Origin of the sequence: Acinetobacter sp. XH1741 (genome assembly GCF_041021895.1) — a bacterium.
Taxonomy (GTDB): Bacteria; Pseudomonadota; Gammaproteobacteria; order Pseudomonadales; family Moraxellaceae; genus Acinetobacter.
Genome location: NZ_CP157428.1, coordinates 159,669 through 184,073, shown reverse-complemented (window position 1 = coordinate 184,073; position 24,405 = coordinate 159,669). Strand labels below are relative to the sequence as shown.

Below are 24,405 nucleotides of genomic sequence, written 5' to 3'. Positions count from 1 at the left end.
ATGAAAAAATATCAAGGTTTTACATTAATCGAACTCATACTTTCATTAGCCTTAGGTCTTATCATTACTGCAGCTGCAATATTATTGTTTTTAACTAGCCAAAAAAGTTTATCTATGCAGATGGGGGTCTCTGATGTGCAAGATAATGCTAATTTTGGACTTAACTATTTAACCCAAGATATTCGTCTTGCAAACTTAAATAATCCCAAAGCAATTATTAATGATCAAACTGCTTATGGCGGTATTGTTTTAACATCTGCGACTAACTCTGTTAAAGATGCAGCTAATGAACCTCTTAGCAATCTTTATAAAACTATTGCTGGCGTAACTGCTAACACCAGTTTACTTTCGCGCAGTCAGGGAGATGCGATTGGTAGTGCTAATGCATGGACTGGAGTATCAAACGTCCAGAGTAATGGGAGTGATATTGCTAGTGACCAACTCGTTATTCAATATGTACCACAATATACGATTGATACAAAAGGTACCCCGACTCAAGCCGATGATGAATATATAGGCGGTACAGATTGTGAAGGGAATAAGCTGAATTTTCCTCTTGCCAGTGGACGTCAGGTCATAGTTCAACGATATTTTTTACGAAAAGATACCAATAATAATAGTGATGAACCTAATCAACCTTTAGCACTTGCTTGTGATGCTGGTTATTACCCACTAACGGGGAATCCAACTGCGATAACTCGTTATGGGGATGCAGGTGAAATTATAATGAAACGCGTAGACTATTTTCGGGTTTTACTGAATGTTCAGGGGGATTCTGGTAGACGGTATATTTCGGTACATGATTATTTAAGTTTAACAGCTCCTCGCCCACGTATTGTTTCGGTACAAATCGGATTATTAACCCGCTCATTACAACCTGTAGGTGCAGAAGTCGCAATTAAAGATGATCAACAATTTACAGTGTTAGACCAAACTATTACCGTCAAAAAGCCTGCAAATTCTACAAAAAAATATTTGCGTCAAGTGATAACACAAACAATTGCCTTACGTAATGTATTTGGGGAGCGTGGGGAATGAAACTGAAGCAGCGTGGCTCAGCGTTAATTGTTGTACTCATTTTCTTAGTTGCAATTATGATTGTTGGTACGATAGCAATTCGTAAGGGTTTGATTAGTTTGAATATAGCAACTAATAGCCAAGTACAGCAATTGGTTTTGCAGAATTCAGATTCTTCTTTTTTTCAAATAGAAAATCCAACTAACTTGATCCAAAGTTTAAGTGCAACTGGTTTATTCGGTTATATCAGCAATGCAAATGACAAAAATAAGGAATTAGTTTTTTGTTATCGCGGAGATCAAAGCGACTTTTTTAATATTAGTCGTGCCAGCTTAATGCAGTGGATAGACGGGAATAGTACACCTACTAATAATGCATTAGGTACAGATGGATACTGTGATGCGCTTGATACAAACAACAACTGGTTTACGAGTGGCCGTAAGGCAGTCATGACTCAGGTTGCAGTTAAATTCTCGACTGTAGGAGAGGATGATCCATTTTATACAAGAACTCGTGGTCTCGATGAAAAAGAAGGACAAGTCCAAGAAGCTAAACGAGTCAAGGTCTTTGCTGTGTCATTAATGCCAAGTTTAAGTAGTGTGAGTCGCGCTGATATTAATAAATGTCTACAACAACACATGAGTGAAGTGACACTCCCAGATGGAACAGCAGCGCCAGATGTTACTAATAAATCTGATTTGGATAATCCATTGAAATCAGTAACTGAATGTCTAGCTAGCTTAAATGTCCCATTTACGACCAATGTCACTGAATACACTATTGCACAAGATTTTAATTAATTGGGGAAAATAATAATGGATAAGAGAGAGTTAAAGTTTTCATATCATCCAAAGCTTCTAACAAGTGCCATAGCTGCTTTATGCACAGGCTTAGTAGCGAGTAGTGTAAGTCAGGCGAGTGATATTGATATTTATCAAAAAGCAAAAGCTGGTGATATTACTTTAATGTTTGTATTAGATATCTCGGGTTCTATGGGATATCCGCAGCTTCAAAATGATGCTAGTGCATGTGATATTCCAAGTAATGTTGTACAAACTGGTTATAACAATGTGTTGTCTAGTAATGGTGTTGCCGAATACAAGCGATATTATTGCACTGCAACTGCTCCAACTTATTATTATATGAAGTATGGGACATCTTGGTATAGCTGTGGTAATTCGAGTTCGCAAAGTGATTGTACAACTAAGTTAAAGAGTGCACCTTCTACTAGTGGTTTGACCTCAATGTCTTCAAATTATAGTACTTATTACTATAAGGCTGGTCCAAATACTCAATATCCTGACCGTATTACTCGTGTAAAAGATGGCATGATTGATCTGCTTAACGGTAATACTAGTAAAGGAATCTTACCTGTTTCTGATGATAAATTAATTGGTCTGACGACTTTCTCCCGTCCAACACAATTTAATACTTCTGGTGAGCCGACTGCTGCAGACAATTTAACAGGTCAGGTTCGTATTCCTGCTCGACGTCTGGATGCAGTGGTCAATGGTAAAACTCAAAGAAGATTATTAATAGAAGAAATTGCGAAACTTGGTGCTAGAGGAGGTACCCCGACAGCTCATGCTTATGCAGAGGCAGCAGCAGCTTTAATGGGTACAAGCACTCAAGGGATAACTAATAGTGGTTTCAACTATGCTGGGGTAGGTGCAACTAGCGGAGGAAACTATGTACGTCCTGATAGCATTACTAAACAAATGACAGGGACAACTACGCAGTGTAGTGGTCAAGGCATTTATGTTTTAACTGATGGAGAGCCAAATAGTAATACTTCTGCATCGAGTTTAATGACGAAAGCTTTAAACGGTAAGTCGTTTGCTTGTACAGACAGTGACACAGGCTGGAATTGTATTCAACAGTTCTCGCAATTTTTACTAAATAATGGTAGTAACCCTGTTGGATTAAAGATTAAGACTGCTGTTGTTGGCTTTGGAAGTGATTTTAATATTATTCCATCCTTTAATAGATCGCTTTCTTTAGCGGAGAACTTGGCAAATATTAATAACTCTGCCGCATCAGCTAATCAAAAAGAAGCTGCAAAATGGGGTGTTAATGCAAGTGGTGGTTGGTATTCTGGTTCAAGTTCTCAAGACGTTGTAAATAGTGTAAATGCATTTCTTGGTGATCTAGGATCTGAGATTCCTGCTGTGACCACAGGTTCACCTACAATTCCTAAAGATAGTCTTAACCCTGCTGTATTACAAAAGCAAGCTTATTTTCCTCAGTTCCAACCGACTCCAGATAAAAACTATCAACTTTGGGCGGGTAATCTCAAAAAATATGCAGTGGTTAATGGGATTTTAAAAGACCGTGATAATAATACTTTAATTAGTACGGCAACTGCTACAAAGGGACAAATACTTCCAAATCGTGACTTTTGGGCATATACCGATAATGACAGTACAAATGATAATTCTGATTCCAATACGCCTGGAAGTAATAGCTACACTCTAAAAGGAGGAGCATGGTCACAGTTACTCCTAACAATGAATCAAACAACACAAGAGAATCGTAATCTTTTAACGAATCGAAGTGCAGACGGTTCAACGACAACAACTCTAAGACAAATTAAAAAGTCAGATCTAACAGATACAACTTACCAAACTGACGGGAAACGTGGTTATTTAATGGCGTTGCTTGGGTATCCAATGACTGTGACTCAAGCAAAGGACCCTGATCATTTAGTTCTTAATGCGACTCCATCCACTTCTTTAAGACAAATTGGTGCATTAATGCACTCCTCACCATTATTAATTACCAATAGCGGTCAAATTACATATGCAAATGGTGTAATTGATACTCAAAATCGTGAAGACTATGTCTTATTTGGCACAACACAGGGGCTTTTACATATAGTCAAGGCAGGCAAAAATGATAGTACTTCTGTGGATAGTAATGGTGGAAAAGAGGTATTCACTTTTGTACCAAATGAGATGATCGAAAAACAACCAGAAGCTTTTTTGAAAAACGATGCCATGAATGGAGGAGTTGACCAATTATATTATGGCGTTGATGGACCTTGGGCTAGTTATACTCAGTATGTATTAGATAGTAGTCGAAAAGGACTTACTGTCGGTAAAGGTTATGGTTCTCAAGAGGGTAAACAGATTGTTTATGGCGGTTTGCGAATGGGGGGGCGTAGTTATTATGCACTCAATTTGCAAGATATGAGCAATCCGAAATTACTGTTCCAAATATCTCCCGATGAGCAAAAAACTTATTATAACGGTTCAAGTAACACTTATGCTGCGCTAAGTAATATGGGCCAAAGTTGGTCTAAGCCGAGTATTGGTTGGGTAAATTGGAAGAAAAGCGATGGTAAAACTACTGAGCGTAAACGAGTAATGTTTGTTGGCGGTGGTTATGATGAAGGCTATGAGAGTGATACCTATAACCCTAGCATTAGTCAAGGTGCAGGTGTATATATGTTTGACGCTGATAACGGTAAGCTGCTTTGGTGGGCTAGTGCTAAAGCGACTACAGCTCAAGGTGCTGAAGCCTATACTCAATCTGATAATTTAAAATATAGCGTAGTAAGCGAAATTCGTACTGAAGATCGAAATGGTGATGGTTTGATTGATCATCTTTATTTTGGTGATTTAGGTGGGCAACTATTCCGTATCGATTTAGATAATACCGCTGCAACGAATGCAAGCTTTGCCAAGCCACCAAAATTGTTGTTGAATTTAAATAATGGTGCGGCTAGTCCACGTTTCTATGAAATGCCTGCATTTTCAGTATATGACTATAATGGTACAACATTTGCTGTTGTTTCCATTGGTAGTGGTAATCGTAGTAAACCTTTAGCTCAGTACGCATCGGGCCAAGGTTATAATTATGATGCGGTATATAATATTTACGACAAAGATGTAGCAGATAGAAATTTATATAAAGCTGATTTCGTATATCAAACTCCAATCACAAATACTAATCAATTGGGGGAAATTACTAATTCAAACTGGAATACTTATGATGATGGTGCAGTCGCTTTACTTTCTGCTACCCGTGGATGGTTCTATCGATTCAAGTCGGCCAATATTCAAGATGCTAAAGTATTTGCAACACCAATCGTATTAAATCATCGTATGTTTGTTTCTACTTTTGATGGTGGAAAAGCAGGTATGTCTGGAGATTGTGGAGCAGGAGTAAAAGGTGAAAGCTTTTTAAATCAGTTCTGTATGCCTTTTGGACAATGTAGCAAATCTACTCTAACAGCTGAAAATAATGGTGATTTTCAGTGTGCGCCTGGTACAACTTGTTCGCAAGGAGCCGGTATTCAAGATACTACAGTGGTAGATGATGGTGGTAGTAATAATAATGATGGTGGTGGTGGTAATGGGGGTGGAAGTCCCAATAATAAGAACTATTGTGTAAATATGGGTAATCGTGGTGTTACCACTATCGGCGGTATTATTGCCTCGAATAGTAGTAAAATGTGTTTAATACCACAGCGCTGGTATGTTCGTTAAGAAGGAATAGGTGATGAAACGTAAATTCACGTATTCTTTAGGCTTTACTCTTATTGAGCTAATGGTTGTGGTTGCGATTGTTGCTATTTTTGCTGCAGTTGCAATCCCTTCATATCAGGCCTATGTTCTACGAGCTGATGCTTCACGTGCACAACAGCAAATGCAACAAATCGCAGTGCAACTCGCACGTCAGAAATCTAGAAATTTTAATTACAAAGGTTTCTCTACCGGGTCTACAGCCCCAGTAAATTTGCCTGTCGGAGCACCGGGTAGTGCTATTAAATACCGAATAACGGTACGGGATGGTGACGATACAACGAAACCCTTAACAGATCCTACAGTTTTAGGGCAAAACTGGGTTATCAGGGCAGAGGCTTCCGATCCTAATAATTTTACTTATTTGTTGGGTAGTAATGGATTACGTTGCAAGAATAAAGCCACTAGCAATGTTACTTATATCACTTGTGGCACTGGAGCTGAGCCTTGGTAAATAAAATAAAAGCCTTTACCTTAATTGAACTAATGATTGTTGTAGCAATTATTGCGATTTTAGCGGCGATAGCTTACCCCTCTTATCAAGAATATATTCGCCGTACTAAGCGTGTGGACATGCAAACTACGTTGCAACAGATTGCTATGCAGATCCAACGCTACAAAATTGCAAATTTTAAAGTAACGGGTGCAACGAGTTCTGATTTAAATATTGCTACATCTTATCCTATACAAGGTACACCGCTTTATACAGTTAATGTGACCCCTGTTGCATCAGGTTCTTTGGCTGCTGAAACATGGGTATTGACTGCGACACCGATTGCAAATACTCCGCAGGCTGGTGATGGGCATATTGTTCTAAATTATCGTGGTGAGCGTTGCTGGATAAAGGGAACAGATATTAATAGTGGTACAGCTTGCGTTCCTTCTGCAACTTCGAATTGGGATGGCAAATAAATTTAAATTCAAAACTGCGGATAACTCAAAATTTAATCTTTCTTTCAGGGCGAAAATCACGTAGAATGTCGCCCTCTATGAAAGGGGTTTGAAGTGTTGCCGATGGTCGGCGCAGGGATAATCCGTAAGAATTATAAGGCTTTTATCATGGTTGTTATTCGTTTAGCACGTGGCGGCGCAAAAAAACGTCCATTCTATCAAATCGTTGTGACTGATAGCCGCAATGCACGTGATGGTCGTTTCATCGAGCGTATCGGTTTCTTTAACCCAACTGCACAAGGTCAAGCAGAAAAACTTCGTTTAGACGCAGACCGTTTTGCTCACTGGGTTTCTCAAGGTGCTCAACCTTCAGAACGTGTTGCTTCTTTAGCTGCTCAAGCTAAAAAAGCTACTGCATAATTATTGTAGTAGGTAGCCCATGACACCAACACAGAATGTTCCCGAAGATCGTATTCAGATTGGACAGTTACGTTCAGCTTATGGATTGAATGGGTGGCTCTGGGTGTATTCCAATACAGAACCTATGAGCAACATGTTTGACTACCTGCCTTGGTACATTGAGACCAAGGCCGGTTGGCAAACAATAGATGTAAAACGTTGGAAAACACATGGCAAAGGCCTCGTTGTCGCTCTAAAAGGTGTGAGTGATCGCACAGGAGCAGAAAGCTTGGTTGGCGCTAATATCTGGATTGCTAAATCTCAACTGCCAAAAGCAGATGTAGACGAGTACTACTGGTCAGATTTAAAAGGCTTAACAGTGTTAGGACTTAATGATGACGAACAAGAAGTTAACTTAGGGCAAATTCATGAGTTGTTTGAAACTGGAGCCAATGATGTGATGGTTGTACGCGCTACACCAGACAGTATTGATTCAGAAGAACGCATGATCCCTTGGCATAAAGATGTAGTACAACGTGTTGATCTTGAAGCTGGTCGCATTTACGTCAATTGGGGCGTAGATTATTAATCCTTTTTAAAAGGATTAACGCAGCAGGAAAATAGAGGAGTCTGCGGTGTTTTTTGCAGTCATTACGCTCTTTCCTGAAATGTTTGAAGCGATTACAGCCTACGGGATTAGCGGGCGTGCAGCAAAACGTGACATTGTACGAGTCACTTGTATTAATCCACGTGATTTTGCTGAAGGGAGTTACCGAAGAGTGGATGAACGTCCATTTGGTGGTGGCCCTGGAATGGTAATGATGGCTGAGCCTTTAGCAAAAGCAATTACCCATGCCAAACAACTTGCTGCGCAAGCAGGATGTGTTCATGTACCTGTGGTGTATATGTCTCCACAAGGTAAAACTTTAAATGAACAGGCAGTACAACAGTTTGTTGATTATGACGGCTTAATTGTATTGTGTGGACGTTATGAAGGCGTCGATGAGCGTTTGATCCAGCATTATGTTGATCAGGAATGGTCAATTGGTGATTATGTTTTATCGGGTGGTGAACTGCCTGCCATGGTGTTGCTTGATAGTATTATTCGCCGTTTGCCAAATGTAATGTCAGATGAGCAATCAGCGATACAAGATTCTTTTGTAGATGGTCTTTTAGATTGTCCGCAATATACTAAGCCAGACCAGTTTGAAGGGTTGGATGTTCCTGAAATTTTAAAATCGGGGCACCATGCCAATATTGAGAAATGGCGCTTTTTGCAGCGATATCAACGAACTTTAGAACGTCGACCAGAGTTGGCTGAACAAGTAGAGTTGACCAAGCAGCAGAAAAAATGGCTAAAAGATACACAAAAGAATAGTGGTAACTCTTAATCACTGTTCTTAGGAACGAAAGTTCTAAAACAGGACGAGAAGCTTTGCTTCGAGTTAAAGCATAATTCTATTTAATGAATAGTTTTATGTATATTTAAAGGCTCTTTATAGACGTGTTGTCGTAAAGGGAAAGATAAACGGGTTGATATGCGCTTTAGCCTCTATCCCCAGCGGAACCCCAGACCTCTTCTGACTCCGCACATATTGGAGATTCCCACAATGAGTGGTAAACATCCTTTAGTTCAAGCTGTTGAAAATGCACAGTTAAAATCTGATATCCCTGCTTTTGCACCAGGTGACACAGTTGTTGTCCAAGTAAAAGTAAAAGAGGGTGATCGTGAACGTCTTCAGGCATTTGAAGGTGTTGTAATCGCTAAGAAAAACCGTGGTTTGAACTCTGCGTTCACAGTACGTAAAATTTCTAGCGGTGTTGGTGTTGAGCGTGTATTCCAAACTCACTCACCAGTTGTTGCTAAAATCGAAGTGAAACGTCGTGGTGACGTTCGTCGTGCTAAACTTTACTACCTTCGTGACTTGTCTGGTAAAGCTGCACGTATTCGTGAAAAATTACCAGCTCGTAAAGCGTAAGCTTATAGCGAGTAAAAAATGCGCCCAGTGGCGCATTTTTTTTATTTAAAAATTACAGTCCTTGAAGTTTTAAACGGTTAGCATGTTGACGATAAACAGAGACTGGGTCTGCTGCAAAAATAGAGCGAATACCAAGTACCTGATTGACTTCATCAAGATGGTTCCAGTTGTAGTCATCACGAATAGTTTTACCAAATTTGGCACTACACCGCGAAACTAGGCCATCATTATCTCCAAACGGATCGACAACTAGACTGCTTCCAGCTAATGCAATATCAAAAGGATCTAATGGATTTGTGAGTGCTTTATTCCCTGAGAATGAATACATATAAATGCCTTTCTCTTGATAACTACCTTCGCCACAAGAAGTGGTCGGTATACCCATTGGGAACTGAGCATTAAATTTTGCAGAACCTTGCGTAGATAAGCTGTGAGCACCAGCTAAAGAATCATGAGGATAACGGGTTGGATCTAGGCCTTCTGCCCACGTAATTGCTGCTGAAAACCAGTTTACTAATGTTGCCAGTCCAGACAGAGGAGTACCCTCAACGTTCAAGATGACATCTGCCATTGGAGATCCTTTGTGAGGTGCTCCAATAGTCGTAAGCGAAGCAACTTTTTCTGGCATGATACCAGCCACATAGCGAATTGTAGGCCCCCCGTGGCTATGTCCGATCAAGTTGACTTTAGGCTTGCCAGTAATGGCAATAATTTCTTCTACTTGTTGAGCGAGTTGTTCTCCGCGAACTTCGGTTGAGTTAAACGGTGAAACTCTCGTTGCCCATACATTTCCTCCATTACGAGCAAGGTCAGGCAAAATCTGATACCAATAATCAAGTCCCAATGTATCTGTTCCAACTCGGCTAAAACCAGCCATCCCGTGGTTAAATACCAATGGATATTTGGTTTGTGCATAATTCGAGTAGACAAATGAGCTGTTTGCTTGCTCTGCATTTGTGGCATGGGTTGCTGAAATACTCAGTCCTGAGAATATTGCAGCACAGAAAAATTTTAAGTTCCTTTTCATTTTTTACTCACTATTTTTATTTTGTATGAGCAGCAGCTTTTACTGCCGGATAAGATTTGGCTAACTATTGAAATAGAAAAGCCTAGTAGTTAAATGGTAGTTCACCTCCTTGATCATGGACTTGTTCAAAAGTTTGAAGACGAAGTTGTTCTTGTGATGAGTTAAATTGTTGCTGGCGTAGTTGTTGAATCACTTGATTTTTGGCACTGTCACTCATATTGCTATGTAGGACTTCATCACGTTGATTTAAGTAGCTAGTTACTCGCTGTTGCCAAGCATTACGCTGTGTATCTAATGTTTCTAGTCTTTGCGTTGCCTCAGCTCCTACAAGTGCTGTACGCATTTGACGCAGTTCCTCCGCTGAACCATTGCGAGCTTTAATTTGTTTGGTCAGCGTATGTAAGTCATCAAGTTTTGATAGCTCTTGCAGGTTTTGTTGCCAGTCTTCTGGAAGTTGTTCAAAACGTTCCTTAAGCTTCCGTGCTTTTTCAATTTCGCTTAAAGAAGAGTTCTCAAGTATTTGCATTCGATCTAGAGTGTAGTTCTGATAGATATCTTCGCTCGAGAAAAGACCTTCAATTTCAGAGGCAGAGAAGAACCGTTTTCTTATATCTTGAATTGAGTCAAAAATCTTTCGAAAGTAATTCTGATTTTGCTGTTTAGATTGGGGTGATTGAATTTGTGCAAGTTGTTCACGATATTTTAAATAACGTATCCATAAATCTATAATCTGTGAGCGAACAGGTTCTAAATACTGATCTTGTATAAATTTCTCAAAATGGCTTTTAACTTGTTGTAAATTGGCTTCGCCATATTGGGTAATAAAATATTCAAAGCAATCTCGGGTCTGGCTGTTAACGACCAAATGTTGAGAACTATCAATTTTTAATTGGCAGTTAACTTCAGTGCCTTGCTGACTTTTGCTATGGTAATTCTCTTCGTTTAGCGGTGAATTTAAGGTGGTTTGAGACGTGGGTGCTAAGCTTTTAGCTCCGCTATTATTCACCTGAGATGAAGAGTTTTTTGAGTCTGGACTTAGCCAATACACACATGCGATGAGGCTCAAAATAAAAAAACCGAGCACGCACCACCATATCTTTTTCTGCATCCTTTGCATAAAGATATCTTCCTTAAGTTTTAATTTGTTGTTTTTTTACTCGATTATTAATGTGCCATAAAATAAGTGAAAAGGCACCTAAATATTCTGAAAATATCCTGCCGAATTTGCTAACATGTCGGCACTTTTTTCAAGCTTTGTGTTCCAGTAAAAATGACGACAAAAAATCAAAAAATTTCTCGTCGCCATATCAGTGGTGTATTTCTATTAAATAAACCATTAGGGCTAAGTTCAAACGCCGCTTTGCAAAAAGTGCGTTGGCTCTATCGTGCCCAAAAGGCGGGTCATACTGGCGCATTAGATCCATTAGCGACCGGCTTACTACCTATTTGTTTAGGAGAGGCGACTAAGTTTTCACATTACTTGCTGGACTCAACAAAACGCTATCGTACAACAGTTCGATTGGGCCAAATCACGACGACAGGTGATGTAGAAGGTGAAGTTTTACAGGAGCGTTCTATTCCTGTTCTGAACCAAGAGCTTATTGAACAAACTCTAGAAAAGTTCAGAGGCGATATTCAACAAGTTCCGCCTATGTACTCGGCTTTGAAAAAAGAAGGTAGACCTTTATATGAGCTTGCTAGAAAAGGGATAGAGATTGAGCGTGAGGCACGTCCAGTCACGATTTATGCTTTAGAGTTAATTGAATTTACTGAAAACAGTATCACGCTAGATGTAACTTGTTCTAAAGGAACATATATTCGTGTATTGGGTGAAGATATCGGAACAGCGCTGGGTTGTGGTGGGCACCTTACTATGCTTCACCGTATTCAAACTGGCCATTTTGAGTTAATTCCAAGTTACACGATTGAATATTTAGAAAGCTTAACGGAAGAGCAAAGAGAAGCTTTATTACTTCCGGTGTATGCTCCAATTGACCATTTCTTAAAAATTCAGGTTCCTGAAGGACGGGAAAAATATTTTTCGAATGGTCTGGAAAGCAATATTGATCATATTGCAGAAGCAGAAGTGTTGGTTTTTTCGGGTGAGCGCTGTTTGGGGTTAGCCGAGATTACCGATAAAAAACGGTTGGTACCTAAACGTATCTTAAATTTGTAGTAGATATAGAGTATAGAGCATGGGCATGGAATGGGATGTTATCCTTAGTTTGATCTTTTTTGCGTTTACTGCGGGAGCTATTGATGCTGCTGTTGGTGGCGGTGGACTCATCCAGATTCCAGGTATCATGAGTACTTTTCCTAACATGTCGACTGCTACTGTGATTGGTACCAATAAAGTCTCATCCATTTTTGGTACGGCATCGGCTGCTTATACATTTGCAAAAAGAGTGAAGTTGCAATGGAAGCTTTTAGCAGTTATTGCAGTTTGTGCTCTGATTAGCTCTTTTGCTGGAGCAGCTTGTCTATCGCTTATTCCTCAATCTGTATTACGTCCTTTCGTATTCGTGATGTTGATTGTGATCGCCGTTTATACGCTAGTTAAAAAGAACTTCGGGCAGGTTCACACTGAGCAAAAAATTACTAATAAAATGCTGATTTTAGCTGCTATAGGTAGTTTAGCGATTGGTTTTTATGACGGTATTTTTGGGCCAGGTACAGGTAGTTTCTTTATTTTCTTCTTTATCCGTTTTTTACAAGTTGATTTCTTGCATGCTTCAGCTTTGTCAAAAATTGGTAATTTTATGACCAATTTGGCTGCATTGAGTTTCTTTATCCCGACAGGACACGCTATTTTACACATTGGCTTAATGATGGCTGTTGCAAACGTGCTTGGTTCTGTTGTTGGAGTACGTATCGCGCTTAAATACGGTAGTGGATTTGTTCGTATTATCTTTTTAATTTTGGTCAGTATTTTGATTTGTCGTTTGGGTTATCAAATGTTTGTTACTGGCTAACAACGGTATTGAAAGTATGAACTGAGGTTAAATAACAGTTCATACTTTTATGTATCATTTAAAATTAGAAATATAAAAATCATTACAGAAATTTACTAGAAAGAAAACTGTGTAAAAAATAGTCTCATTTTAAGCTACGTAAACAACATCAATTTCAATGTATGATAATCCTTGAAATAAAAAAGATTTTTTAGCTAAAAATGAGGAAGAGAATGAATATTTTCGAAGCATTAAGAGAAAGCCATGAAAATCAACGCAACCTTTCTGAACAATTAATCCAGACACATGGTTTAACCGAAGAACGAAAAGAATTATTTGATGCATTGAAAAATGAACTTTATGCCCATTCAGTTGCCGAAGACCGTTATTTATATATCCCTTTAATGTTTGATGATGTCGGTTTGGATATTACCCGACATGCTTTATCTGAACATCATGAAATGGATGAGTTGGTTGAACAACTAGAAAAAACGGATATGAGTAGTCCAAGCTGGTTAGCAACTGCAAAACAGTTGAGTGAAAAAGTGCATCACCATTTAAAAGAAGAAGAACATAAATTTTTTCAGCAAGCCGGCAAAATTCTTAAAGACAGCGAAAAAGAAACACTTGGCAATAAATATTTAAAGGAATATAAAAAATATAAAAAACAGCAGTAGAGCGAATCTAGGAAGTTTTTTTAGTACTTCTTAAAGTAACTCCAATAGAGGCCATCATTACGCAAGCTAAAGCTACCCATTGCAGCATACTGATTTCTTCGTGAAGTAATAAGAAACCTGTTAATGCTGCCAATGCGGGCGCTAAACTCGATAGGGTGCCGTAAGTTAATTTACTCAGCTGTTTGAGTGCCATTAAGTCGAGCGCATAGGGAATGGCAGTGGCTAAAACAGCAATTAACAAAGCTTTTCCCCAGTACTGGGTTTCAAGTAATGCGGGGGCATTATGCCAGATACCAATTGGCAATAAAGTAAGGGCAGATAAAGCAATCCCGATAGTTAAAGCATGCATACCTATATTTTGAGTCACAACTTTCTGACCAAAATAAATATAGACGGCCCAGCAAAACCCTGCGCCAAGTGCACAGGCTGCTCCTATATAAGAAAAATGGTGTTGTATAGGATCTTGCCAAGGCACCATCAGTGCGATACCTAACATGGCAAGAGCCACCCAAATGTAGTCACTTTTTTGTTTAATCGAAAGCAAAGCAAGGCCTAATGGGCCAATAAATTCTAAGCCTACAGCAATCCCTTGGGGAAGTTTTCCAAGCGAGGTGTAAAATAAAATATTCATTAAGCCCAAAGCAGCACAGTACATGAGTAAATCGCGCCATTTTAAATAAGGTAAGCGAGACCAGATTTTCCATGAGCGAAACATGACAGCAACAATAATAGTCGCAAAACTTAGCCTTAAAACAGTAACAGTAAGAGGATCTAAAGCTGCAATAAGTTGCTTAGCAAATGAAGCACTAATTTGGTATGAGACCATCGACAAAATCATATACAGCACAGCAATAATGGGAAGATTTTGCATGGAAAAAATACCTTAGCGCCTTATTTAATATTTAAAACGAATACTGACCGATTATAACGAATACTGGGTTTTAGCCAGTAGATTTAACAGTGTTAACCTGCTGTTTTCTCACGTTGTTGGCGGGCTTTTTGGGTGGTAATGGTGCAACCAACCGAAGCCGTAATAATAGTTGCTAGTGCCAACCATTGGTTCCATAACAGATATTCACCTAAGAAAATAAAACCAGAAAGTGCCGCAACTGCCGGTTCGAGACTCATCAATGTACCAAAGCTTAAAGGCGTCAAATTGCGTAGTGCTAACATTTCTAAAGAGAATGGTAATGCACTGGCTAAAATTGCTAGACCAATAAAATAGAAAAGGTAGGGTAACTCTATGACTTGCCCCATTGAGCCTGAAAACAGGGTAATAGGTAATAAGATGCATGCGCCCACACTCATCCCTAAACAAACAGTATGGTTGCCTGAGATACCAGAAGGTTTTTGTCCGGCAATAATATAAAGTGCCCAACAAGCACCTGCACTCATTGCAAATAAAACTCCGACCCAATCCAAACTATGTGCTTGATTGAAGGGGAACAGTAAAATAAGACCAATAATTGCGAAGCTGACCCAGACAAAATCATATTTCTGGCGTGCGTGATATAACGCCACACTTAAAGGACCAATAAACTCAAAAGCAACTGCAATACCAATTGGTAAGCGTTCAATTGACATATAAAAAAGGGCATTCATCCCTGCAAGTGCAAATCCATAAGCCAAGATTGCTTTCCAGCGGACCTGACTAAAATTAATTCGCCAAATTTTAAAAATAATAGCCAGAATACATGCACCAATACATAGGCGCATGGCCGATACTGTCAGCACTGGGAAGTTCTGAAACAGGACTTTAGCTAAAGATGCACTACTTTGGACGCTTAACATGGCAAGAATAAGAAAGCCCAAAGCATGTAGCTGAGATTTCTGGTTTGGACTAGACATTTTATTATTTGTTCAATTGGTATACTTTTCACATGATAATGTAAATACCCATAAAAAAGCCACAGACAATGCTGTGGCTTTTAAATTTACAGTTCGTATTAGAACAATACGCGCACGCGAATTGTACCTTCAACTTCATGCAACATATCTAAAGCTTCGTGAGAAGCAGAAGCGTCAACATCCATTACAAGGTAACCGATGTCACCTTTAGTCATAAGTGACTGACCAGAAATGTTGATACCTTGTTCAGCAAACAAGTTGTTAATTTTAGACAATACACCTGGTACGTTTTTGTGGATGTGCAATAAACGGTGTTGACCAGCGGTCAATGGTAATGCGATTTCTGGGAAGTTAACCGCAGAAAGTGTCATACCCTTGTCTGAGTAAGCAACAAATTTCTCTGCAACTTCTAAACCGATGTTTGCTTGCGCTTCCATGGTTGAACCACCAACGTGAGGCGTTAAAATCACATTGTCTAAGCCGCGAAGTGGAGATTGGAATTCTTCACCATTTGCTTTTGGTTCTTTAGGGAACACATCAACTGCTGCACCAGCGATATGGCCAGATTTGATTGCATCAGCTAAGTCTTCAATTACGACACATGTACCACGTGCAGCATTTAAGAAGATCGCGCCTTCTTTCATTTTCGCAAATTGTTCTTTAGTGAAGAAGTTGCGTGTAGATGGAACATCTGGCACGTGCAACGTTACAACGTCTGCAGTTGCTAAAAGTTCATCTAAAGAACCAACTTGGCGAGCATTACCCATTGGTAATTTAGTTACTGCATCATAATAAATGACATGCATACCCATGCTTTCAGCAAGAACTGAAAGTTGAGAACCGATGGAACCGTAACCCACAATACCTAAAGTTTTGCCACGAGTTTCGAAAGAACCCACAGCAGATTTGTCCCAACCACCACGATGACAAGCCGCTGACTTTTCAGGAACACGGCGAAGAAGAAGAATCGTTTCAGCAAGTACAAGCTCTGCAACCGAACGCGTATTTGAATACGGTGCGTTGAATACAGGAATACCACGTGCCATCGCTGCTTTAAGATCAACTTGGTTTGTTCCGATACAGAAACAACCTACTGCGATCAATTTGTTTGCAGCTTCGAAAACTTCTTCAGTCAATTGGGTACGCGAACGAATACCAATAAAGTGAGCATCTTTAACCGCTTCTTTAAGCGCTTCGCCTTCAAGAGCAGTTTTACGATAGTCAATATTGGTATAACCCGCAGCGTTCAAAGTATCGACTGCGTTTTGGTGAACGCCTTCTAACAAAAGGAAACGGATTTTATCTTTAGGTAGTGAAAGATGTTGGCTCATTACGGCTCCGCTACAAAGGCCAAATTTGGTGGCGGTATAATAACATATTGGGCGGTGCTATAGATATTTCGTTTATACCATCGCCTTATGGCAATTTTAGCTATGTCTAATCACTTCTGTTTATGGCTTGTCGAGCGTTTTAAAATATGCTTGGCATATCATTTCAACTCGATTTTTCTTTGAAAGCGTTATAGAAAAGCATTTATTAGCGTTAAACATGTTTTGTAGTGACAGTATCTCTATTCTGAACTTTATCGCTTGTGCGGTTACATGTAGAATATAGGAGTTCCTTGAACATTATGGCTTTGCTCAGGTGAAAACCTTGAGAAATATGAGGTCATAGTCCCACCACAGTTTACTTCTTGCTAGGTCTGCAAACGATGAATGCTCCAGTCGCTTTAACACCTGAGTTACTTACCCAATTAACAGCAATCGTCGGTGAAAACCGTATTAAAACCGATGCTGATAGTCTCGAAAACTGGGGTAAAGATCATACCAAGCATTTTAATCCGAACCCATCGGTCATCGTTTTTCCATCAACGACTGAACAAGTTCAGGCAGTTGTAAAGCTTGCAAACCAGTTTAATGTCGCGATTACACCGTCAGGTGGTCGTACTGGTCTCTCTGCTGGTGCTGTTGCAACTAATGGTGAAATTGTCATTAGCATGGACAAAATGAACCAGATTCTTGAGTTCTTCCCAGCAGATCGCATGGTTCGAGTACAAGCGGGTGTTGTGACTGAGCAATTGCAAAATTATGCTGAAGAACAAGGCATGTATTATCCAGTGGACTTCGCATCAGCAGGTTCTAGCCAGATTGGCGGTAATATCGGAACAAATGCCGGCGGTATTAAAGTTATTAAATATGGCATGACACGTAACTGGATACTTGGTTTAACTGTAGTAACCGGTAAAGGTGATATTCTGCGTTTAAACAAAGGCATGGTTAAAAATGCAACTGGTTATGCATTACAGCATTTGTTTATTGGTGGTGAAGGTACACTAGGTTTAGTGACTGAAGCAGAAATTAAACTTGAGCGCCAACCACAAAACTTACAAGTTTTAGTATTAGGTGTTCCTGATTTTGATGCAGTAATGCCTGTATTACATGCATTCCAAAAAGATATCGATTTAACAGCATTTGAGTTCTTTGGTGAACTTGCAATGCAAAAAGTTTTAAATAATGGTCATGTACAACGTCCATTCGAAACTGAATGCCCGTTCTATGTATTGCTTGAGTTTGAAGCACCATACGAGCCGATTATCGATAAAGCGATGGAAATTTTCGAGCATTGTATGGAGCAAGGTTGGGTACTGGATGGCGTTATGAGCCAAAGTCTTGACCAAGTAGAAAGCTTATGGCGTTTACGTGAAGATATTTCTGAATCAATCGCGCCGTTTATTCCATATAAAAACGATATTTCAGTATTAATTACTCACGTGCCTGCATTTATTCGTGAAATTGATGCGATTGTTCAAGAAAACTATCCTGACTTTGAAATTTGCTGGTTCGGCCATATTGGTGACGGTAACTTGCACTTAAATATTTTAAAACCTGAAAACTTAACCAAAGATGAGTTCTTTGCGAAGTGTCAGGTGGTCAATAAATATGTGTTTGATACCGTGAAAAAATATGATGGTTCAATCTCTGCCGAGCATGGCGTGGGCATGACGAAAAAGCCATATTTGGAATATTCGCGTTCAGCTGAAGAAATTGAATACATGAAGGCTTTGAAGAAAGTATTTGATCCGAAAGGTTTGATGAACCCAGGTAAATTATTTGATCTTTAAATAAGGCTTCTTTCGTAGAACTACATAGTTTCTACAGAGTAACCAACAAAGGCATAGCATCATAAAGCTATGCCTTTTGTTTTTGGTGATAACGATGCAACGCTTATTTTTGATTCCAGTTCTTTGTGCTGGACTTATCACTGGTTGTGCAACAACGAGTAAATTAATTCCTTTTGTGGGTTCGGAAACCCCAATGCAACAAGTACTTAAAGCTCAACCTGAGATCGTAAAAGAGCATAATAATACTTCGGTTCAGCAAGTCTTTAACCGTGTAGAATCTCCAACAGTTTCCCGCATTACGGTCATTCAAACTGGTTTAATGGATGACTCTGTTTCCGCGATTCGAACAGAATATTCATTTAAATTGATCGATGAAAAGTGGCTATTGCAAAATAAGCAAAAGAGCTATCAATGTGCGAGAGGGAAGGGTTCTAGAGGTCTCCAAACACAGCTTTGTTCTTAAAAATGAAAAAGACGATAAATATATCGTCTTTTTTTATGCACTAAATTATATGCCACTTTCTAAAATTTTAATTTTGACATCAATTACATCGTCTTTAACAGCTGCATGATGCGCTTGCATATGAGGTGTCGCTAAATGGGCTTCAAGGTGAGCAACACTTTCCCATTTTTCTAGCATGACAATGGTATCTGGCTCTTGAGTCTGGAAGCTTGCATTTGATTTGTGATCAATTAAAGGTTCATAACCATGGCAACCTTCTTCTGCTAAAACAGTTGGAATGATTTTTTGAAATGCATTCAGTACGTTTTGGCGGTGCTGTCCGCCTGATCGAGTACGAATTTCCGCAATAATGGTAAGCATGATTCTCTCCTTATTAAACTGCTGTAAATACGGTGTTTAAGTGTGCTTTATATTCTTCAACATAACTATCAACGTCAGGCATTTTAATCACGTCGTTTACAATAAACGTTGGCAGCGTGTTCATACCCAAAAACTGATTTGCTTTATGAAATGGTAAATAAACACCATCTACACCCACGCCGTGAAAGAACTGATCTCCATCCTCAAATGCTTCTATCGGCGCATTCCATGTAAGAGAAAGCATATATTTTTTGTCGTGAATTAGGCCACCTGAGCCATATTTTTTTGAAGCATCAGAGCGGCTACGGCCATCGTTTGCATATAATGAGCCGTGACCTGCCGTAAATACATCATCAATATATTTTTTGACTGTCCACGGTGCACCCATCCACCAACCTGGCATTTGGTAAATTACCACATCGGCCCATAAGAACTTTTCTACTTCGGTTTCTGCATCGTAATCGCTATCTGCACGAGTGACCTGTACCTGATGACCTAAATTACTGAGATGGTCAGTTGCCAATGTGGTGAGTGTGTCATTTAGTTCACCGTTTGAGTGTGCAAACTGTTTGGCGCCATTAATGACTAAAATATTACTCATGGGGGAGTTACTCTAATTAAATTCCTAAACTTGCTGGGTACTTTAGAGAACTTACTCTTATAGAAAAATGCAGTAATTTGGAAAATATTATTGATTAAAAATCACTAATACTAAGTTAAACACTCTATGCTCTAGCATTTCAAAGATAAGCACTTTACAAAGTTGAACGGAAAAAATTGTGTGAAGCCTTTAGCATCAAGGTGAAGTGTGGTGGAGTTGAGTATGAAAAAAATTGGTTTACTCATGGTGTTGAATGTATTGTTTCTGAGTGCGTGTACACCTCATGTGAATCCACCGCCCCCTCAAGCCAATAGTCCGATACAAGCTGTTTTGTTGGATCAACCCAATCTTTTAAATAATGCAAGTAACTTAAGTATTTCTCAGCAAATGAATGCTTTAGATAACGCTTCTAATGCACAAGTAACCATTTTACAGACCATGCCTAGTGAAGATGCTATATCAAAAACACGTACTGAATATTTATTAAAACGAGATCAAACCGTTTGGAAAATCGTTAATAAAAAACAAAGTTATCAATGTACAAAAGGGCAGGAAACAGCGGATTTTCAAGTCAATCCTTGTCCTTAAGGCCAAATGTTTACGGGATATGTGGATAACTTTAAGGTTATCCACAACTTAAAAATGAGATGGTAATAACCAAAATATAGAATTTAAAATCGAAAGAATTGCCCGATTGCTGATCAATTTAAAAAGTGATATTGTGTCACGCGGCAATTAGGCCAAATGGTAAAAATTACCGAATCTCACGTCATACGTTTTTTCTTGTCTTAGACACCTTGTGAATACGGTGTTTCACATTCAAAACATGCACTCTCACGGCATATAACAACTTAACTAAAGATTGACTGACCTTACTGTCATCGTCATGACTACATTATTTATTTCAATATGTAGTTACTGAGACATTTTGGCTGCTATTTTGAAGTGTACAAACTCATGAAAAATATTCAAACGACAGCGTTGAACCGTACAACGTTGATGTTTCCTTTAGCTTTAGTGCTATTTGAATTTGCGGTTTATATTGGTAATGACCTGATTCAGCCAGCGATGTTGGCGATTACTGAAGATTTTGGTGTAAGTGCAACTTGGGCACCATCTTCAATGTCATTTTATTTATTAGGTGGTGCATCTGTTGCATGGTTACTTGGGCCTTTATCAGATCGTTTAGGTCGTAAAAAAGTACTTTTGGCTGGTGTCTTATTTTTTGCCTTATGCTGTTTTTTAATTTTATTAACGCGAAATATTGAACACTTTCTAACATTACGATTTTTACAAGGTATTGGTTTAAGCGTAATTTCAGCAGTGGGATATGCAGCGATTCAAGAAAATTTTGCGGAGCGTGATGCCATTAAAGTCATGGCACTCATGGCGAATATTTCCTTGCTCGCTCCTTTACTTGGACCAGTATTGGGTGCGTTTCTTATTGACTATGTTTCTTGGCATTGGGGCTTTGTAGCAATTGCGCTGCTTGCACTGCTGAGTTGGGTGGGTTTAAAGAAACAAATGCCTGGTCAGAAGGTAAGTGTAACCAAACAACCTTTTAGCTATCTTTTTGATGACTTTAAAAAGGTATTTAGCAATCGGCAATTTCTTGGTTTAACGCTAGCCTTACCGCTTGTCGGTATGCCGCTGATGCTCTGGATTGCATTATCGCCAATTATTTTGGTAGATGAACTCAAGCTCACGAGTGTGCAATATGGTTTAGCACAGTTTCCAGTATTTCTAGGTTTGATCGTAGGTAACATTGTTTTAATTAAAATTATTGACCGTTTGGCTTTAGGTAAAACAGTGCTAATCGGTTTACCTATTATGCTCACTGGTACACTCATTTTAATATTAGGTGTTGTATGGCAGACCTATTTAATTCCTTGCTTGCTCACTGGTATGACGCTCATTTGCTTTGGGGAAGGAATTAGTTTCTCAGTCTTGTACCGCTTTGCACTCATGTCATCTGAAGTGTCAAAAGGAACTGTGGCTGCGGCTGTTTCAATGTTATTGATGACGAGCTTTTTTGCAATGATTGAGCTGGTGCGTTATCTCTATACTCAATTTCATTTATGGGCTTTCGTCTTATCTGCTTTTGCTTTTATTGCGCTATGGTTTACTCAACCACGTTTAGCTTTAAAACGGGAAATGCAGGAAAGAGTTGCTCAAGACTTACATTAAAAAAAATACCGGAATTTATATTCCGGTATTTTCTATTTTACTTAATCTCTTGTTCTAAAAGTTTGCCTTTAAGGTTGAGTAATTCAGGCAAGGTTTCTAATAATAAACTCATTTGTTTTAAGACGAGGGAATAACTTTCCGAGAGTTGCTCATGAGTTGTTAGGCGTTGAATTTGTTTTAAAGTTTGCTCAAGAAAGTTAAAGTCAACGGGAGCTTGTTCAAACAAATTTTGATTAAGAATGTGCTGACAATCTAGTAAAAGCTGTAATACCTGATGATCCTCAATTTTTTGTCTTTGGCTACCTAAGGCTGCAACATAACTCAACTGGCTATGGCTATAAACTAGATAACGAAAAGCATAATGAATCAGCTCTGGTTTTGGATTGGGCTCAGCACTTAAGCTTGAAATCATATTAGATAGCTCAATCTGTGCATTATGTGCAGCGCGGCGAATTCTACGATATTCAATGTCTTGGTTTTTACCATGCTGGTATTGCTCAACAATCACATTGAAATAATCCAGTGTGGCTTGGCTACTCTTTTTAATATTGTTTGGAATGTTTCGAAAGTTCCAGTCCGGCCATATAAAGTTAACGGCAAGCCAAGCAATAAAGCAGCCTAATAATGTGTCGATGAGGCGGGGTAAAATAATGCTGTAGCCGGCACCTTTTAAATTGAAAATAAGCAATACCATAAGGGTTGCCATGAGCGTTGCCAAGGCATATTTCTTCTGGCGTAAGTAAAAAAAGCTCACACCACAAATAATGGTAAGAATGAGTTGGCCATCAATACTTGGAACAAAATATAAAATAGGAATCCCTAATAAAACACCAAGTAAGGTTCCAATTGTTCTGAGTTTTAAACGGCTTTTGGTTGCAAAATAAGTAATTTGGCAAACAAATAAACTGGTGAGCAAAATCCAGTAGCCATGCTGAGCAAAAGGTAATAATGAAATGACGTAACCTGCAGCAAACACGAATGCAATTCGTATTGCATGTCTAAATAAAGCCGATTGAGGGGTGAGCTGCTGCCGAATTTTTAAGACAAGGTCTGAAAATCCTTGAATATCATCATCAAGTAAGTTGAGATGTTCTTGCTTGTTCTGATTAAGCGTTTCACCAAATGGTTGAGCATATTGAAGTTGTTCAAACTGTTCATGCATTCCTTTTAAATTATTAAAAATCAGCTTTAAATTTTTAACTTCAAAATTTTGTGGATGCTGTTTTATCCAGTCTTTTAAAGAACTTTCTAAATGGTTTAAGACAAGCTGTCCTTGCTCGGAAGACTGATATTGTTGATTATGCAAAATACATTGGGCTAAATCTTGGCAAGCTTGGGCTTGTAAGCGCAGATTTTTTTGAAAACGAAAAATGAGATCACTGCGGCTAAAATTCTGCTGAATCTGTTCGTAATGTAAATAATTAGACGTTGCCTGCTCATGTATATCTCGTGCAAAGAAATACAGGTTTAGCCAGTAAATACTTTTATTACTGACACGTGAGGCTTTAAGTCGGGTCAGCAGGGAACTACGGATTTGATTAAGACTTTGCGCAACTTGTGTATTTTGTAGCGATAACTCAAATAAAAGCTGCTCTACATTTTCTTTGTTGTCTGGATCGAACAGACGTGCTTTAGCCTGAAGTAAAGCCGAGATTTCTTCAAAAATTTGTGAAAGTTTATCTTGTAAAGGAAGTGTAGGTTTGAGAATGAAAAATAAAATAGAAGTTAATCCGTACCATAGTGCACCATATACAAAATAAATCGGTTGTTGGTACCAATGGGCATATTCTCCTAAACCAAACATGCTGTAGATCGAAAGTAAAATTGTACCAAAAGAAATAGTAGCGTAGCGCTGACCTAAAGCACCTAATAAAATAAAACAAGCACTTGAAATTGATAGATATAAAATAAATAAAATTTTATAAGGTGCTAAAAATCCAAGAATAGTGCTGACAGTAAAAAAGAGTAGGCAAACATACAGCAGGTTACGTAAACGAAGACTTAAGCGATCATCAAAATCGGTGAGTGCAGCAGCAATTGCACCTAAAGTCACAGGGACAATAAGCTCATTATGGCCTAACCAGCGGAAGCCTAAGGTTGTGCCTGTGAGTACAATTAAAATTTGCAGACAGTAAATTAAAATTGAATTCGATTTAAAACGATTAAATGTTTGGATTAGATAATTCACGGCTTTTTTCTAGAAGAGGGTACGTGACAAAGGAATATTTAAATTTTTATTACGTGAAAAATATTATGCGTTTTATCTAAGAAAGTCAGTTAATTTTTTAAGATTTTATAATGGTTAAATCAATTAAAGTGTTCAATAAAATAGCTAAATTGTGGATATCTTTTTAGATA

Annotated in this window: 24 protein-coding genes; 16 read left to right on the top strand and 8 right to left on the bottom strand. The window is 38.8% G+C overall.

Annotated elements, in window-relative coordinates; all coding sequences use genetic code 11:
* From ABLB96_RS00980 to rplS, 9 genes are all read left to right on the top strand, one after another.
* Positions 1-1,038, top strand: coding sequence for a PilW family protein (locus tag ABLB96_RS00980; protein WP_348895781.1), 1,038 nt, complete (start codon positions 1-3; stop codon positions 1,036-1,038).
* Complete coding sequence (locus ABLB96_RS00975; RefSeq protein ID WP_348895780.1) at positions 1,035-1,817, top strand: pilus assembly PilX N-terminal domain-containing protein; 783 nt, start codon at positions 1,035-1,037, stop codon at positions 1,815-1,817. Before ABLB96_RS00980 ends, ABLB96_RS00975 begins: the two co-directional genes overlap by 4 nt.
* A gap of 15 nt (positions 1,818-1,832) precedes the next feature.
* On the top strand, positions 1,833-5,507 hold the full coding sequence (locus tag ABLB96_RS00970; protein WP_348895779.1) for a PilC/PilY family type IV pilus protein: 3,675 nt from the start codon (positions 1,833-1,835) through the stop codon (positions 5,505-5,507).
* Between the two features lie 13 nt (positions 5,508-5,520).
* Positions 5,521-5,997, top strand: coding sequence for a type IV pilin protein (locus ABLB96_RS00965; RefSeq protein ID WP_348895777.1), 477 nt, complete (start codon positions 5,521-5,523; stop codon positions 5,995-5,997).
* Entirely contained in the window at positions 5,991-6,455 is a 465-nt protein-coding gene (locus tag ABLB96_RS00960; protein WP_348895776.1) for a type IV pilin protein, read from the top strand. The genes ABLB96_RS00965 and ABLB96_RS00960 overlap by 7 nt, the downstream gene beginning before the upstream one ends.
* Positions 6,456-6,602: 147 nt before the next feature.
* The gene (rpsP, locus tag ABLB96_RS00955; RefSeq protein WP_000260334.1) at positions 6,603-6,854 is read left to right on the top strand and encodes a 30S ribosomal protein S16; all 252 of its coding nucleotides are present in this window, start codon (positions 6,603-6,605) and stop codon (positions 6,852-6,854) included.
* 19 nt (positions 6,855-6,873) lie between these two features.
* Complete coding sequence (gene rimM / locus ABLB96_RS00950) at positions 6,874-7,422, top strand: ribosome maturation factor RimM (RefSeq protein WP_348895775.1); 549 nt, start codon at positions 6,874-6,876, stop codon at positions 7,420-7,422.
* A 46-nt stretch (positions 7,423-7,468) separates the two neighbouring features.
* Entirely contained in the window at positions 7,469-8,224 is a 756-nt protein-coding gene (gene trmD / locus ABLB96_RS00945; RefSeq protein WP_348895774.1) for a tRNA (guanosine(37)-N1)-methyltransferase TrmD, read from the top strand.
* A gap of 219 nt (positions 8,225-8,443) precedes the next feature.
* Positions 8,444-8,812 (top strand): 50S ribosomal protein L19, encoded by a 369-nt coding sequence (gene rplS, locus ABLB96_RS00940; protein ID WP_348895773.1) that lies wholly within the window; start codon positions 8,444-8,446, stop codon positions 8,810-8,812.
* A gap of 52 nt (positions 8,813-8,864) precedes the next feature.
* On the opposite strand, the gene ABLB96_RS00935 is transcribed toward rplS, so the two are convergent.
* Entirely contained in the window at positions 8,865-9,806 is a 942-nt protein-coding gene (locus ABLB96_RS00935) for a triacylglycerol lipase (protein ID WP_348895865.1), read from the bottom strand.
* Positions 9,807-9,921: 115 nt separating this feature from the next.
* A complete protein-coding gene (locus tag ABLB96_RS00930; RefSeq protein WP_348895772.1) occupies positions 9,922-10,956 on the bottom strand; it encodes a lipase secretion chaperone in 1,035 nt (344 codons plus the stop codon).
* A gap of 153 nt (positions 10,957-11,109) precedes the next feature.
* Here ABLB96_RS00930 and truB point away from each other — a divergent pair, with 153 nt between their 5' ends.
* From truB to ABLB96_RS00915, 3 genes are all read left to right on the top strand, one after another.
* Positions 11,110-12,015 (top strand): tRNA pseudouridine(55) synthase TruB, encoded by a 906-nt coding sequence (truB, locus tag ABLB96_RS00925; protein WP_348895771.1) that lies wholly within the window; start codon positions 11,110-11,112, stop codon positions 12,013-12,015.
* Positions 12,016-12,034: 19 nt separating this feature from the next.
* Positions 12,035-12,811: a TSUP family transporter gene (locus ABLB96_RS00920; RefSeq protein ID WP_348895770.1), complete on the top strand. Its 777-nt coding sequence runs from the start codon at positions 12,035-12,037 to the stop codon at positions 12,809-12,811.
* Positions 12,812-13,023: 212 nt separating this feature from the next.
* On the top strand, positions 13,024-13,467 hold the full coding sequence (locus tag ABLB96_RS00915; RefSeq protein WP_001019905.1) for a hemerythrin domain-containing protein: 444 nt from the start codon (positions 13,024-13,026) through the stop codon (positions 13,465-13,467).
* A gap of 7 nt (positions 13,468-13,474) precedes the next feature.
* Here the strand turns inward: ABLB96_RS00915 and ABLB96_RS00910 are convergent, their stop codons facing one another.
* The 3 genes from ABLB96_RS00910 to serA form a co-directional block, all read right to left on the bottom strand.
* Positions 13,475-14,338, bottom strand: a complete 864-nt coding sequence (locus ABLB96_RS00910) for an EamA family transporter (protein WP_348895769.1) — start codon at positions 14,336-14,338, stop codon at positions 13,475-13,477.
* A gap of 92 nt (positions 14,339-14,430) precedes the next feature.
* Positions 14,431-15,315 (bottom strand): EamA family transporter, encoded by an 885-nt coding sequence (locus ABLB96_RS00905; protein WP_348895768.1) that lies wholly within the window; start codon positions 15,313-15,315, stop codon positions 14,431-14,433.
* Positions 15,316-15,413: 98 nt separating this feature from the next.
* Positions 15,414-16,646: a phosphoglycerate dehydrogenase gene (gene serA / locus ABLB96_RS00900; protein WP_348895767.1), complete on the bottom strand. Its 1,233-nt coding sequence runs from the start codon at positions 16,644-16,646 to the stop codon at positions 15,414-15,416.
* 380 nt (positions 16,647-17,026) lie between these two features.
* Here serA and ABLB96_RS00895 point away from each other — a divergent pair, with 380 nt between their 5' ends.
* Together ABLB96_RS00895 and ABLB96_RS00890 are read left to right on the top strand one after the other, a co-directional pair.
* A complete protein-coding gene (locus tag ABLB96_RS00895; protein ID WP_348895766.1) occupies positions 17,027-18,436 on the top strand; it encodes an FAD-binding oxidoreductase in 1,410 nt (469 codons plus the stop codon).
* 94 nt (positions 18,437-18,530) lie between these two features.
* Positions 18,531-18,899 (top strand): hypothetical protein, encoded by a 369-nt coding sequence (locus ABLB96_RS00890; RefSeq protein ID WP_348895765.1) that lies wholly within the window; start codon positions 18,531-18,533, stop codon positions 18,897-18,899.
* A gap of 45 nt (positions 18,900-18,944) precedes the next feature.
* Here ABLB96_RS00890 and ABLB96_RS00885 read toward each other — a convergent pair whose 3' ends face one another.
* A complete protein-coding gene (locus ABLB96_RS00885; RefSeq protein ID WP_348895764.1) occupies positions 18,945-19,259 on the bottom strand; it encodes a putative quinol monooxygenase in 315 nt (104 codons plus the stop codon).
* Positions 19,260-19,272: 13 nt separating this feature from the next.
* Positions 19,273-19,860, bottom strand: a complete 588-nt coding sequence (locus ABLB96_RS00880; RefSeq protein WP_348895763.1) for an NAD(P)H-dependent oxidoreductase — start codon at positions 19,858-19,860, stop codon at positions 19,273-19,275.
* Positions 19,861-20,082: 222 nt separating this feature from the next.
* On the opposite strand from ABLB96_RS00880, the gene ABLB96_RS00875 reads away from it, so the two are divergent.
* Together ABLB96_RS00875 and ABLB96_RS00870 are read left to right on the top strand one after the other, a co-directional pair.
* Positions 20,083-20,448: a hypothetical protein gene (locus tag ABLB96_RS00875; RefSeq protein ID WP_348895762.1), complete on the top strand. Its 366-nt coding sequence runs from the start codon at positions 20,083-20,085 to the stop codon at positions 20,446-20,448.
* Between the two features lie 369 nt (positions 20,449-20,817).
* Positions 20,818-22,047: an MFS transporter gene (locus ABLB96_RS00870; RefSeq protein WP_348895761.1), complete on the top strand. Its 1,230-nt coding sequence runs from the start codon at positions 20,818-20,820 to the stop codon at positions 22,045-22,047.
* Between the two features lie 37 nt (positions 22,048-22,084).
* On the opposite strand, the gene yccS is transcribed toward ABLB96_RS00870, so the two are convergent.
* The gene (gene yccS / locus ABLB96_RS00865) at positions 22,085-24,235 is read right to left on the bottom strand and encodes a YccS family putative transporter (protein ID WP_348895760.1); all 2,151 of its coding nucleotides are present in this window, start codon (positions 24,233-24,235) and stop codon (positions 22,085-22,087) included.
* Positions 24,236-24,405 lie beyond the last annotated feature (170 nt).

What these genes read in the sequence shown, in the direction of transcription:
- ABLB96_RS00920 (WP_348895770.1), top strand. Translation starts at nt 12,035, where the DNA reads ATGGGCATGGAATGGGATGTTATCCTTAGTTTGATCTTTTTTGCGTTT.
- ABLB96_RS00980 (WP_348895781.1), top strand. Translation starts at nt 1, where the DNA reads ATGAAAAAATATCAAGGTTTTACATTAATCGAACTCATACTTTCATTA.
- rpsP (WP_000260334.1), top strand. Translation starts at nt 6,603, where the DNA reads ATGGTTGTTATTCGTTTAGCACGTGGCGGCGCAAAAAAACGTCCATTC.
- ABLB96_RS00890 (WP_348895765.1), top strand. Translation starts at nt 18,531, where the DNA reads ATGCAACGCTTATTTTTGATTCCAGTTCTTTGTGCTGGACTTATCACT.
- serA (WP_348895767.1), bottom strand. Translation starts at nt 16,646, where the DNA reads ATGAGCCAACATCTTTCACTACCTAAAGATAAAATCCGTTTCCTTTTG.
- ABLB96_RS00870 (WP_348895761.1), top strand. Translation starts at nt 20,818, where the DNA reads ATGAAAAATATTCAAACGACAGCGTTGAACCGTACAACGTTGATGTTT.
- ABLB96_RS00915 (WP_001019905.1), top strand. Translation starts at nt 13,024, where the DNA reads ATGAATATTTTCGAAGCATTAAGAGAAAGCCATGAAAATCAACGCAAC.
- ABLB96_RS00880 (WP_348895763.1), bottom strand. Translation starts at nt 19,860, where the DNA reads ATGAGTAATATTTTAGTCATTAATGGCGCCAAACAGTTTGCACACTCA.
- ABLB96_RS00965 (WP_348895777.1), top strand. Translation starts at nt 5,521, where the DNA reads ATGAAACGTAAATTCACGTATTCTTTAGGCTTTACTCTTATTGAGCTA.
- ABLB96_RS00975 (WP_348895780.1), top strand. Translation starts at nt 1,035, where the DNA reads ATGAAACTGAAGCAGCGTGGCTCAGCGTTAATTGTTGTACTCATTTTC.
- ABLB96_RS00930 (WP_348895772.1), bottom strand. Translation starts at nt 10,956, where the DNA reads ATGCAAAGGATGCAGAAAAAGATATGGTGGTGCGTGCTCGGTTTTTTT.
- ABLB96_RS00895 (WP_348895766.1), top strand. Translation starts at nt 17,027, where the DNA reads ATGAATGCTCCAGTCGCTTTAACACCTGAGTTACTTACCCAATTAACA.
- ABLB96_RS00910 (WP_348895769.1), bottom strand. Translation starts at nt 14,338, where the DNA reads ATGCAAAATCTTCCCATTATTGCTGTGCTGTATATGATTTTGTCGATG.
- ABLB96_RS00970 (WP_348895779.1), top strand. Translation starts at nt 1,833, where the DNA reads ATGGATAAGAGAGAGTTAAAGTTTTCATATCATCCAAAGCTTCTAACA.
- rimM (WP_348895775.1), top strand. Translation starts at nt 6,874, where the DNA reads ATGACACCAACACAGAATGTTCCCGAAGATCGTATTCAGATTGGACAG.
- ABLB96_RS00875 (WP_348895762.1), top strand. Translation starts at nt 20,083, where the DNA reads ATGAAAAAAATTGGTTTACTCATGGTGTTGAATGTATTGTTTCTGAGT.
- truB (WP_348895771.1), top strand. Translation starts at nt 11,110, where the DNA reads ATGACGACAAAAAATCAAAAAATTTCTCGTCGCCATATCAGTGGTGTA.
- rplS (WP_348895773.1), top strand. Translation starts at nt 8,444, where the DNA reads ATGAGTGGTAAACATCCTTTAGTTCAAGCTGTTGAAAATGCACAGTTA.
- ABLB96_RS00885 (WP_348895764.1), bottom strand. Translation starts at nt 19,259, where the DNA reads ATGCTTACCATTATTGCGGAAATTCGTACTCGATCAGGCGGACAGCAC.
- ABLB96_RS00905 (WP_348895768.1), bottom strand. Translation starts at nt 15,315, where the DNA reads ATGTCTAGTCCAAACCAGAAATCTCAGCTACATGCTTTGGGCTTTCTT.